This window comes from Nostoc sp. DedQUE04, from assembly GCF_034530995.1.
Taxonomy (GTDB): Bacteria; Cyanobacteriota; Cyanobacteriia; order Cyanobacteriales; family Nostocaceae; genus Nostoc.
This window is the reverse complement of the sequence record NZ_JAVRCA010000045.1, coordinates 1-12,747: the sequence shown is the minus strand read 5'-3', so window position 1 is coordinate 12,747 and position 12,747 is coordinate 1. Positions and strand designations below refer to the sequence as shown.

General features: G+C 43.8%; 8 protein-coding genes and 1 pseudogene. 5 read left to right on the top strand and 4 right to left on the bottom strand.

What is annotated here, in order from left to right; genetic code table 11:
* Positions 1-46 precede the first annotated feature (46 nt).
* Complete coding sequence (locus RM049_RS25675; RefSeq protein WP_322706152.1) at positions 47-271, bottom strand: hypothetical protein; 225 nt, start codon at positions 269-271, stop codon at positions 47-49.
* Between the two features lie 287 nt (positions 272-558).
* Here RM049_RS25675 and RM049_RS25670 point away from each other — a divergent pair.
* The 4 genes and pseudogenes from RM049_RS25670 to RM049_RS25655 all read left to right on the top strand — a co-directional run bounded on the left by RM049_RS25670 (position 559) and on the right by RM049_RS25655 (position 10,384).
* Positions 559-939: pseudogene (locus tag RM049_RS25670) on the top strand (endonuclease domain-containing protein).
* A gap of 319 nt (positions 940-1,258) precedes the next feature.
* A complete protein-coding gene (locus tag RM049_RS25665; RefSeq protein ID WP_322706151.1) occupies positions 1,259-6,619 on the top strand; it encodes an AAA family ATPase in 5,361 nt (1,786 codons plus the stop codon).
* A gap of 337 nt (positions 6,620-6,956) precedes the next feature.
* Entirely contained in the window at positions 6,957-8,978 is a 2,022-nt protein-coding gene (locus RM049_RS25660; protein WP_322706150.1) for a carotenoid oxygenase family protein, read from the top strand.
* Between the two features lie 62 nt (positions 8,979-9,040).
* Positions 9,041-10,384, top strand: a complete 1,344-nt coding sequence (locus tag RM049_RS25655) for an FAD-dependent oxidoreductase (protein ID WP_322706149.1) — start codon at positions 9,041-9,043, stop codon at positions 10,382-10,384.
* A gap of 104 nt (positions 10,385-10,488) precedes the next feature.
* On the opposite strand, the gene RM049_RS25650 is transcribed toward RM049_RS25655, so the two are convergent.
* Positions 10,489-10,848: a hypothetical protein gene (locus RM049_RS25650; RefSeq protein ID WP_322683758.1), complete on the bottom strand. Its 360-nt coding sequence runs from the start codon at positions 10,846-10,848 to the stop codon at positions 10,489-10,491.
* 102 nt (positions 10,849-10,950) lie between these two features.
* Here RM049_RS25650 and RM049_RS25645 point away from each other — a divergent pair, with 102 nt between their 5' ends.
* Complete coding sequence (locus RM049_RS25645) at positions 10,951-11,229, top strand: hypothetical protein (protein ID WP_322706148.1); 279 nt, start codon at positions 10,951-10,953, stop codon at positions 11,227-11,229.
* Positions 11,230-11,662: 433 nt separating this feature from the next.
* Here the strand turns inward: RM049_RS25645 and RM049_RS25640 are convergent, their stop codons facing one another.
* Together RM049_RS25640 and RM049_RS25635 are read right to left on the bottom strand one after the other, a co-directional pair.
* Positions 11,663-11,977, bottom strand: a complete 315-nt coding sequence (locus RM049_RS25640) for a GIY-YIG nuclease family protein (RefSeq protein WP_322706147.1) — start codon at positions 11,975-11,977, stop codon at positions 11,663-11,665.
* Between the two features lie 444 nt (positions 11,978-12,421).
* A partial coding sequence (locus tag RM049_RS25635; protein ID WP_416212664.1) for a WD40 repeat domain-containing protein occupies positions 12,422-12,747 on the bottom strand: 326 nt, incomplete at its 5' end.

Sequence of the window (12,747 nt, the reverse complement as noted above, 5' to 3'; positions counted from 1 at the left end):
CCCAACCCGATCAAAAAATAACGATGTTAGTAACAGACGCTACACCTCAAGATATTGCATAGGCGATCGAGCCGGAAGTCGCTACAGGGAAGACGGTAGTCACTACAGGGAAGGCGGAAGTCGCTACAGGGAAGACGGAAGTCGCTACAGGGAAGGCGGAAGTCACTACAGGGAAGGCGGAAGTCGCTACAGGGAAGACGGTAGTCGCTACAGGGAAGACGGTAGTCGCTACAGGGAAGACGGTAGTCGCTACAGGGAAGGCGGTAGTCACTACAGGGAAGGCGGTAGTCGCTACAGGGAAGAATATTTTTATCTTTGCTCGGTAATATGTGGTTATTTAACAGAGTATTAAAAATACCCCACCCTAGCCCTCCCCTTGCAAAGGGGAGGGAACTAAATTTTCGGCTTCCCCCCTTTGCAAGGGGGGATTGAGGGGGGTAATTTCACTTGTGTCTACACCGTAACTTTGCTATGAGGAGGGAATTGTATTCTTAGTTTCTCCCCTTTGCAATGAGAGATTAAGGGAGGTAATTTGGAATTACCAAAAATCAAGATGTTATGACAGAGCTTTATAACAAAACCTCGGAGAAAGAAAAAAGACGATCGCTCTGTAATAATATGCCATCTGCTGAAAAGATTGTGTGGGAAAGGTTGAAAAATCGGCAAATTGATGGTTGCAAATTTCGTAGACAGTACAGTATTGATGTATTTGTTGTAGATTTTTAGTGTCCTGAATTAAAACTTGCTATAGAAATTGATGGTGATAGCCATTTTCAAGAAGGAGCGCAGGTTTATGATTATGAACGACAATGTTTTCTTGAATCTAAAGGCACTTGTTTTTTGAGGTTTACAAATCAACAGGTTTATCAAGAGTTGGAAGGTGCGATCGCAATGATTGCACAAACGGTTTGTCAATTGCGGAAAAATACCCCACCCTAACCCTCCCCTTGCAAAGGGGAGGGAACTAGATTTCTTTTTTCCCCCCTTTGCAAGGGGGGACTAAGGGGGGTAATTTGACTTATGTGTACACCTTAGCCAATGCATCGGAGGGTAATTTAATTGCAGTAGCACTAGTTGGACGAATTACCATCCCATCTCAAATCAAATAAGTAATTTTGATTGGTGATGTGTGCGATCGCTTTCCTCCAATCCACTCACAGTCTATAAACTGTAGCATTCGGCTAATCTCTGTTCACTTGCAAGGTGAGTAATTTATACTGAATAGGCTCTAACAATACAGCAAACGCTTAAGTAATCTATGATCGCACTGGAAGGGTATAAAGTCCTGACAGAACTGCACGCAAGCCCTAATTCTCAGGTTTATCAGGGATATCGAGAGTTAGATCGACAACCAGTAGTACTGAAAGTTCTGTGGCAAGAATACCCATCCCCAGAAGCGATCGCTCGGTTTAAACTTGAATACGATCTCACGCGCCGCGCTCAAGCGCCGGGAATTATCCAAGCTTATGACTTGAAAAAGTATCAAAACACCTTAGTCTTAGTTTTAGAGGATTTTGGGGGACAACCTCTGCGTGAGTTACTCAATCAATCACCTCTACCGCTAGAGAATTTTTTGCAATTGGCTATGCAAGTAGCGGCAGCTTTAGAAGAAATTCATCAGCAACAAATTATTCATAAAGACATTAATCCTGCCAATATTCTTCTCAATCCCACGACTCAACAAACGAAAATAATTGACTTTGGCATTGCTACTTTGCTGTCGCGAGAAAATCCCACGTTGCGAAATCTCAATGTTTTAGAAGGGACTCTCGCTTATATTTCTCCCGAACAAACAGGACGAATGAATCGCTCGATTGATTATCGCACCGATTTTTACTCTTTGGGAGTTACTTTCTACGAACTGTTAACACAGCATTTACCTTTTATTAGCGACGATCCTGTGGAACTAGTTCACAGCCACATTGCTAAACAACCGATTCCGCCCGATCGCGTCAATCCCCAAATTCCGCCAGCGCTTTCGCAAATTGTGATGAAGTTGCTGGAAAAAACTGCCGAAGCGCGTTATCAAAGTGCTTTTGGATTGCAGGCAGATTTAGAGCAATGCCTGGAGATGTTGCACGCTACAGGGCAAATTTCCTTATTTGAACTAGGACAGCAAGATTGCTCCGGTAGATTTCAAATTCCTCAAAAACTCTACGGACGCGAGGCGGAAGTGGCAAATTTGCTGGCAGCTTTTGAGCGAGCTAGTCACGGTGAAAGCGAAGTGATGCTGATTGCAGGTTATTCTGGAATTGGCAAATCAGCGCTGGTTCAAGAAATTTATAAACCGATTACCCAACAACGGGGATATTTTATCTCTGGGAAGTTTGACCAGTTTAAACGTAACATTCCCTACAGTTCTTTAATTCAAGCCTTTCAAGCTTTAATTCGTCAACTATTAACTACAAGTGAAGCCGAAATTACTATTTGGCGCAAAAAATTATTAAATGCTCTTGGTGTCAATGGTCAAGTAATTATCGAAGTGATTGCAGAGGTGGAACTGATTATTGGTCAGCAGCCACCCGTTATAGAACTATCGCCCAAGGAAGCGCAAACTCGGTTTAATTTAGTCTTGCAAAACTTCATTAAGGTCTTTACCCAAAAGGAACATCCTTTAGTGATGTTCTTGGATGACCTGCAATGGGCGGATAGTGCATCACTCCAGTTGATTCAGTTGTTAATTAGTCAAGCAGACAGTCGATATCTGTTGCTGATTGGTGCTTATCGCGATAATGAAGTCAATAAAAGCCATCCCCTGCGGACAACGATCGCATCCTTAGAACAAGCAGGAGTGGCTATTCAGGAACTCACCTTAACGCCTTTAGCATTGCCTGAAATTGAACAACTCCTGAGCGATACTCTTAACAATGCCGATTTAGCAGAAATTACTCCTTTAGCAGAACTGCTTCAGCAGAAGACTAATGGCAATCCCTTCTTCATGAATGAATTTTTGAAGTCGCTGTATGCAGAAGAATTACTCCAGTTTAATTTCACCCAGCGACAATGGCAGTGGCAATTGGCAAAAATCCAGGCGGCGCAGATTACCGATAACGTCGTTGAGTTGATGGCGCTGAAAATTCAAAAGCTGCCAGTTGCCACCCAAGAAGCTTTAAAATTAGCAGCTTGTATTGGTAATTCTTTTGATTTGCATACTTTGGCGATCGCTAGCTCCAAATCCCTTGCAGATGTCGCCGCCCAACTCTGGGAAGCCGTGCAAACCGGACTAATTTTACCACAAGGCAATGACTACCAACTCTTGCAAGTTGCCGATCTAGAAGTAACAGCGTTGACAAATTTGGATGTAGTCTACAAATTCCTGCACGATCGCGTCCAGCAAGCTGCCTATTCACTGATTTCTACTGACCAAAAACAGGCAGTACACTTGCAGATTGGGCAACTGTTATTACAAGGCATTACTCCCCAAAAGCAAGAAGAAAGAATTTTTGACATTGTTAACCAACTGAATTTCGGCATCGACCTGATTACAGACCCTCAACAGCGACAAAAACTAGCTCAGTTGAACTTAACAGCAGGTAACAAAGCCAAAGCCTCAGCCGCCTATCAGCCAGCCTTAGATTATCTGACAATGGGGATTAACAGCCTAGCAGCTAGTTGTTGGCGGCAGCAGTATCAGCTAGCTTTGGCATTGCACACCGCCGCCGCCGAAGCTGCTTATCTGGGTGGGAACTTTGAGTGCATGGATGCACTCACAGATGAAGTACTAGAAAAGACCCGCAGTACAGTCGATCAGGTGCAGGTTTATGCCATCAAAATTCAAGCTGCGATCGCCCGCGATCGACTCTTAGCAGCTTCTCAACTCGGTCTGCAAGTTCTGCAACTGTTGGGCATTCCCTTAGCTAGCAACCCCGGTCAACCGCAAATTATGCTGGGATTGTTAAAAACTAAACTTGCTTTGGCAGGTAAGCAGGTACACACCTTAGTTGACTTACCAAAACTCACCCATCCCACGAAATTAGCGGCAATTCGCATCCTGGCAAGTATTGCCTCGGCGACTTATTTAGCAGCCCCGAATGTTTTTCCCTTGACCGTCTTTAAACAGGTGGAAATATCCGCCAAATACGGCAATGCGGCGGAATCAGCTTTTGCCTACGCTACTTATGGCTTGATTCTTTGTGGCGTTGTTGGGGATTTGCAAGGGGGATATAAATTTGGTGAATTAGCCTTGCAAGTACTAGACCGCTTCAATGCCAAGCACCTGCAAGCGAGAACTTTATTTGTAGTTAATTCCTTTGTTCGCCACTGGCAAGAACCACTCCAAAATACTATTCCTTCACTGCAAGCAGGATTTCAAATTGGGCGCGATACGGGTGATACCGAATACGCTGCCTTTTGTGCCAATACATCCTCTATGCATTGCTATTTTACTGGTCAAAATCTGGCTGAATTAGATGAATGTTTAGCTATCTACGCAGATGCAATTCAACTGTTTAAGAAAAAACCGATATTTGTTCTCATTCAACTTTATCGCCAAGTAGTTGCTAATTTACAGGGCAAAAATGCTAATCCCTGTCAGTTGATGGGGGAATTTTATGATGCAACGGCGATGTTAACCCAGCATATCGAGAGTAACTATCGCACAGCTATTTTTTATATTTATACTAATCAATTAACGCTGAATTATTGGTTTGAAGATTATGCTACAGCCGTCAAGAATGCTGATTTAGCAATTCCTTATTTAGATGCAGTTGTGGCTTTATATATTGTAGGATGGTTCCACTTTTATGACTCTTTAGGGCGACTAGCTTTAGCTTCTGTTGTCAGTGCAGCAGAACGTCAAAAGTTACTTCAGCGAGTAGCTGCAAACCGGAAAAAATTGCAAGTTTGGGCAAAGTTTTCTCCTGTCAACTATAGCCATAAATTAGCGCTGGTAGAAGCAGAATGGCATCGGGTGCATGGAGAATCTAGTCAGGCGATCGCTTGTTACGATCGCGCCATTGCCTTAGCCCAATCAAACCAATATTTGAATGAAGCGGCTCTCGCCAATGAATTAACTGCCAAATTCTACCTAGCCCAGAACAAATCCAAGATCGCCCAAGTATATCTGCAAGAAGCCCGCTATCTTTATTTGCAGTGGGGAGCGATCGCCAAGGTAAAAGATTTAGAAGCCAAGTATCCCCAAATCTTAACGCGCATTCTCGAAAAAGCTGTTAACTCAACTTTATCAACCACTACTTCTAGCCCGACAGGTTTCACAAGTACCAGCCGCTCCGAATCATTGGATTTGGTGACAGTCATCAAAGCTTCTCAAACCCTATCCGAAGAAATTCAGCTAGATAAACTTTTATCTAACTTAATGCGGATTTTAATAGAAAATGCCGGGGCGCAACGGGGATTTTTGCTGTTGTCAACCAAAGGTAAGTTTTTAATTGAAGCTCAGGGAACCGTTGGTGAGAATACGATTCAGGTGTTGGAATCACTCAGTATTGAAGATAACCAAATTCTTTCGACTGCGATCGTTAACTATGTCATTCGCACTAAAATTAATGTAGTCCTAAACGATGCCATCAACGAAGCAGTGGGAATTGGGGAATTTATTAAAGACCCCTACATTCGCCAATACCAACCGCGATCGATTCTGTGTACTGCTTTAATTAACCAAGGAAAGTTAGCAGGAATTGTCTATTTAGAAAATAACTTGACAACCGGAGCATTTACCCCAGATCGCTTGGAATTGCTGAATCTGCTTTCAGCACAAGCAGCTATTTCCATTGAAAATGCCCGTTTGTATACCGATTTAGCCGCACTCAACAAAGCTTATGAGCGCTTTGTCCCGCGTCAATTTTTGCAATTTCTCAACAAGCAAAGCATTATAGATGTGCAATTAGGCGATCAGGTGCAGCGAGAAATGTCAGTTTTATTTACCGACATTCGCGCCTTCACCACCCTTTCCGAAAGCATGACTCCCGCCGAAAATTTCCGATTTATCAACTCCTATCTCAGCCGCATGGAGCCGATCATTCTCGAAAACAATGGCTTTATCGACAAATATATTGGTGATGCCATTATGGCCTTGTTTGCCGGAGATGCCGATGATGCCGTACAGGCGGGAATTGCCATGTTGCAGACATTAACAACCTACAACGAAAAACGCCAAACCAAGGGCTACTCACCAATTCAAATTGGCATTGGGATTAATACTGGTTCGCTCATTTTAGGGACAGTCGGCGGGTTAAATCGCATGGATAGCACAGTGATTAGCGATGCGGTTAATCTCGCAGCGCGAATCGAAGGATTGACCAAAACATTCAACGCTCCACTTTTAATTACCGACCAAACTTTTGAGCGCTTACAAAATCGCGATCGCTATGGTATTCGTGTAGTTGGTCAGGTAAAGGTGAAGGGTAAAACGAATGCTGTGACTGTTCATGAAGTGTTTGCAGCCGATCCCGCAAAAGTTAGTGCAGGTAAAACGGCTACTTTAGAGTTATTTGCGTCAGCATTAGCGTGTTATGAACAACAAGAATTTGCCGCAGCAGCCGGGTATTTTCAAGATTGTTTGCAGCAAAACCCGTGGGATCAAGTCGCGCAGATGTATCTTGAGCGCTGTCAGCCGGGAAAAGAAATAGCATCAATTTTTACTGACGCAGTTAAATTTTAAGGTATTTACTATACTGAGTGCTGATTAAATTAAGAATTACCCCCCTTAATCCCCCCGATGCATTGGGGGGAAACCGGAAATCTAGTTCCCTCCCCTTTGCAAGGGGAGGGTTAGGGTGGGGTAAAACCGTGATTTATAAGCTATTTCAAACTTGTGTATACACGGTAGCCCGTTGTAAGCGGTCTTTCAACTCAGCACTCTTCATAGTTGGATTCAAAAATCCTGAAAAAGCTGATGTTTGGACATTTGAGAGCAAAAACTCAACTTTTAAATTAAAACCTAGTGTTATACCTGAGGCAAAACACCAAATTAGAGTGCAATACCAGGGTATCAATTAATGAGTCCTAAAATTCCCGAACCCCGATTTCCAGAGGCAGCAATGACTGCCAGCCGTCAGGAAATATCGAATTTACCGATGAATGTCATCTATGGAGATGTACCGGCAGATTTATCAGGACATACGTTTATTATTGCGCCTGTAGGTAGTGTTGCCTCTGGGGGCTTACCCAATCCAAATGCAACCCACATTTTTAACGGTGATGGGATGATTTACCGCTTTGACTGGCAAGGCGGACAGGTGACTGTCAAAACGAAACTGGCACGTACACCTTGCTACTATGCAGATCGGGCAACTTTTAACAATCTTGCCTATCGCTCTCATCAATTTCGCGATCGCGGGTTGTTGCGCTTCTCCCCTTCCTTGGGCTTGCGAGATGAGGTGGATATTGCCTTTCTCGCCTTTAATACGGCTAAAGACAGCCAAGAGCGATTAATGATTACTTATGACGCTGGTCGTCCCTACGAAATTGATACCAATAGCTTAGAAGTTGTTACCCCAGTGGGAGGCAACACTGAGTGGAAATCGTTTCTACCTTTGCCTTATCCTTTCCCGCCTGTGTTGAGTACGTCTCACCCAGCTTTTGATGGTTATACTAACGAAGTTTTCTTAGTTAATTATGGGCGATCGCTGAGTAATTTTCTTGAAAGTGCGCGTTTCATTTATGACCTCGAACAACTGCCCCAAGAACTACAGCAATTGCTAAGTGCGATCGCTAAACTTTTAGAGAACAATCCTTTGCAGATTCCCTTGGGAATGTTCTCGAAGTTTTCTCAAAGTTTCTCGCAACTATTGATTGGCTGGATTGAGAAATTGTTGGGAACTGCTATGCCAGATTTTGTTCGTTTGATGCGATGGGATGGTGTCGGTAAACTCCAGCAGTGGGAGTTGATACTGCCGGATGGTTCCCCGGTGCGAATTGAACAAAGCATCCATCAGTTGGCAGTTACCAAAGATTACGTGGTGGTAATGGACACCTCCTTGAAGATTGGCCCAGAACAAATCCTCAATAACCCAGTTCCCGATAGTTTGGAAACTGAGCGCCTACTGCGACGATTACTGACGCGATCGCAGCAGCCCAATTCTCCCATTTACATCGTGCGTCGGGCTGACTTGAAAGCAGATGTGACTACTGTAGTAGTCCGCCCAGCTGTAATTCCTTTAGAAACAGTGCATTTTTTGACCGATTACGAAAACCCTGACGGTCAAATCACAATGCATACAGCCCATCTCTGCGCTACAGATATTGCCGAATGGGTTCGCAAGTATGATATTTCAAAATTCGATGCTCCCAAATCTGCGCCTCTGTGGTTGGGAGGAATGTTATCTAATGGGCAAATGGATGTCGGTCGTTTGGGTCGTTATCAAATAGATGGCGAGACAGGTCAGATTCGAGATGCCAAAGTAATTTACGATACCCGCCGTCATTGGGGTATAGGGTTCTACGCTTGTCAAGAAAAGCTGGCCTCTGGATTGCCTCCTCAACGAATTGATAATATTTATTGGCAATCTCTCGGTTTTTGGCCAGAACTGCTGACTGAGTTTATTTACAACTTGTACGAAGACTATCCCTACCGGGCTGTACCACTAAAAGAATTACTGGAACGACAAGAAGCATTCCACAATCGCCCTTCTTCTTTGTTTCGGGTAGATACAATCAAAATGGAGGTAGCAGATTTTTATGATGCGCCCCCCGGTTATTTCATCAGTTCGCCCCAGTTTGTACCGAGATTGAACAGCAATGGCAGTTCTACAGATGGCTATATTGTCTGTACGGTATTTGGGGGAAATAACAACGAAATTTGGATCTTCCAAGCCGATCGATTAGGGGCTGGCCCTATATGCAAATTGAGCCATCCCCAACTGGATTTTGGCTTCACAATGCATACTACTTGGTTATCTGCGATCGCACCTCGCACTGCTAGTTACGATATCCCCGTGCGACAGGATTATGAATCGTTACTTAAGCAGCCAGCCATTCGGCAATTATTCACAGAAGCAGTTTATCCGCATTTTCAGTAGAAGACATTGCGATCGCAATGTTTTCTCATCAGTGCACATTACTACTAAAAAATCAACAGTGTATGGCTAAAATTTCTAAAGATGCACGAATTTGTATTGTTGGGGCGGGAGCAGCCGGATTATCTACGGCTTACTTTTTGAAAAAGCAAGGCTACCGCAACGTACTTGTCTTAGAAAAAGCTGGACGGGTAGGGGGATTGTGTTATTCTATTACCTACAATTCCCGTTCCTTTGATTTGGGAGCAAATTATCTCACCCCTGCCTACAAAGAAGTCCTAAAAATCGCTGAAGAAGTCGGCGCTCAACTTTACAGTGAAGGCCCAGGGCAAGTCTACAACCCTTTCAAATCTCAACCGGGACAACCTGCCTACACCTCAATTATGAATGCCGTTACCGAGGGAACCGATCGAGTAACGTTTTTAGCAGCCGTTGGGCGCTTTTGCTGGGAGCGTCTTTGCTTAGAGCCAATTATTTCCGTTCCTGGGTTTGCCGGTATCAGTCAACATCCCGAACTGACTCAACCTTTTTCCCAGTGGTTAGCACAGAAAGATTTGTCATGTCTAGCAACTTTGTTTGAAATTCCGATTACCGCGATGGGCTATGGCTATTTAAACGAAATCCCCACCGTCTATGCTTTAAAATACATGACCCTAGAAACCTTTGGGACTTTAGTTACTTACGGTGCAGATATGCGCTGCGGTTGGCCTAAACGGTTTATTGATGGTTTCCAACGCTTTTGGGAGCGTGTTGCTTGGGGAATAAATGTGCGCTTGAATATTGACATCAAGGAAATCAAGCGTGGGGCAATTACACGGGTGCGGTTCACCGAGCAAGAGCAGATTCTTGACAAGATTGTTACCCATGAAGAAGTTTTAGAATTTGACTATCTGGTTTTAGCTTGTCCGTTGACGTTGAATGTCCTCAACACCTTTCTCGATTTGTCGCCAGCAGAGAAAGACCTATTTGAGCAGATAATTCTCAATCCTTACAGTTTGATTACTTATCTAATTCCCGAACTGAAAATGCCAACCCCAGTAACTAATGTCATTCCCTTAAATGCAGTGGGGAATCCCTGGTTTATCGCTCAACAGTTTGCTGACAATGACCTGATTGCCTTTTACACTCGCTTAGATCGTGAGGGAAAAATCACTAAAACAGATGTTCTCCAAGGGATTCAAAAGACATTAGAGAATTTGGGAGTGCAGGTAGATGATGATTACTACACCTACGATAAGTGGCCTTACTTTCCTCACGTTACTTCAGAGGCCATGCAAGCGGGATTTTACGATCGCTTAGAAGCGATGCAAGGTCAACGCAAGACCTTTTATGTGGGAGGCTTATTGAATTTTGAATTGATAGAAACAATTGTCGAGTATTCAAAAAGTTTAGTCGAGAAGAACTTTTAGCCCAGAAAAGATCCAAAAATAATCCAATGGCGATCGCACCTCAGACAAAGCCAAATCAGTAATTTTGGTTGATGATGTATGCGATCGCGTTTAATCGTGCCTACTTACGTCGGCAAAACCACGCTTTGACGCACAGCACGCTTGCGCTCGCTTTTCCGAGTACCTCCAGCCATCTGATATTCGTGGCTATTATTACCATATTTATAAGCAATACCACGCAAAATTTTCTCAGAATAGTCTGCTAATTCTTGTTCATTTTCGACGAGCTGGGTTAGTAAGACATCGATAGTAGAGAGAGTGGTATTGTATGCTTCTAGAGATTGCCGCACCCTTTCGATTTTCTCATTATAATCTTTGACTGTTAACCCCTCTCCGACATCGAGAGTTTGACTAATAGATTTAACGCTTGCTAGACGTAGTTCAGCTTTGCCAAGAGTACGTGAATTGCGTTTTCGCCTTCCCATAATTAATACTCATTTTCTCAATTTCTCATAACTCTATAGTGGACAATTGTTGAAGAGGTTGTCATACGTGGAATTGTTGATTTTTCTGAAAAAGCCTAAAATTTGTTTGCTTTATACCAATTTGTAATTACGAATTCTGAATTACCAATTGCGAATTCGTATAACATCAAAGCGGAAGCTGCTACAGCTTGCGCAAAACACGGAAACGTTAAAGCAGAAGTTGCTACAGCTTGCGCAAAACGCGGAAACGTTAAAGCAGAAGTTGCTACAGCTTGCGCGAAACACGGAAACGTTAAAGCAGAAGTTGCTACAGCTTGCGCGAAACGCGGAAACGTTAAAGCAGAAGTTGCTGCAAGCAAAGCGGAAGCTGCTACAACATAAAACTATTGTTCCCTGAGCGACTTGTACTGAGCGTAGTCGAAGTAAGTCGAAGGGAGCAATAGTTTTATCTTAGTGAGAGTTTTTGTGTATTTAAATCTTTTATACCCGATCTGCTCCCTGAGCGGCTTGTCCTGAGCGTTCGCGTAGCGTCTCGTAGAGAAGCCGAAGGGATCTGAAGGAAGTCAAAGGGAGCGTTTTTGTGTCAGGGAGGGTTCTTGTGATGGTTGAGCGAAGCAATGCACTGCACCGTCCTTCGACAAGTTCCCTTCGACTTCGCTCAGGGAACGCCTTCGACTTACTTCGACTACGCTCAGTACAAGTCGCTCAGGGAACGCCTTCGACTTACTTCGACTACGCTCAGTACAAGTCGCTCAGGGAACGCCTTTGACTTCGCTCAGGGAACGCCTTTATTGAAGGGAACTTGTCAAATTGTCTAAGTGTCAAAGCTAGCCAACCTACTGTAATGAGTTTCATTTTGGCATTCGGCTAACTTATGCAACAAATTTGTATTTCCTGAAATTAGAGCTTGCTTCTTTTTTCGACTCCAACCTTGCACTTGTTTCTCACGTTCAAAAGCATCCACCACAGACTCATAATACTCGCAAAAAACTAGCTTCACAGGCAACCGTTTTGCCGTGTGGTTTGCGCCCTCACCTTGTTGATGTTGCCACAGCAGCCGCTCAAGATCCGTTGTACTACCTGTGTAGTAACTACCATCAGCACATTCAAGAATGTAGATATAAGCCATAAGTTGATTTGCGCGATCGCTTTAGTGTTCCCTGAGCGAAGTCGAAGGGAACACTTTGCTACCTCGGCTCCGCTCGGCACAAGTCAGGGAACACTCCCCTGCTGAATTTTTATATTTCTTGTAAAACTTGAACAGTAGCCAATCTTAGGTCAGCAAATACAAGTAATGTAGATATAAGCCATAAGCTAATTTATGCGATCGCTTTCTCGTTATAAAGAACGCTCCCTGAGCCACAAGAACGCTCCCTGAGCGACTTGTACTGAGCGTAGTCGAAGTAAGTCGAAGGGAGCAGCCGCAAATACCAGTGAAGCGATCGCCTATTTTAATCAGTGCATTGTTTGAGTTTTAGAAGCGATCGCCCCGAAATACCGAAAGTGCGATCGCAGTAGCAGTAATTGATTTCCCTAAACAAAACGTTCCCTTCGACTTCGCTCAGGGAACATTCTAATTGCTCTTAGTACCAATGCCATCGCAGAGGTGCTTGTCGCTCACATTGGGATTTGACTGTAAATAAATACGTAGCCTGTTGCAACTGTAGACAATTAAATCATTTAGATTATTTGGGTACACCTTCCAGAGTTTGACGGTTTTGTCATAACTCGCAGAAGCGATGGTCTTGCCATCGGGGCTAAATGCTACGCTAGAGACCCTATCGCTATGCCCCTTGAGGGTGGAGATTGATTTACCTGTAGCCGCATCCCAGAGTTTGACGGTATTGTCCAAACTAGCAGAAGCGATGGTCTTGCCATCGGGGCTAAATGCTACGCTAA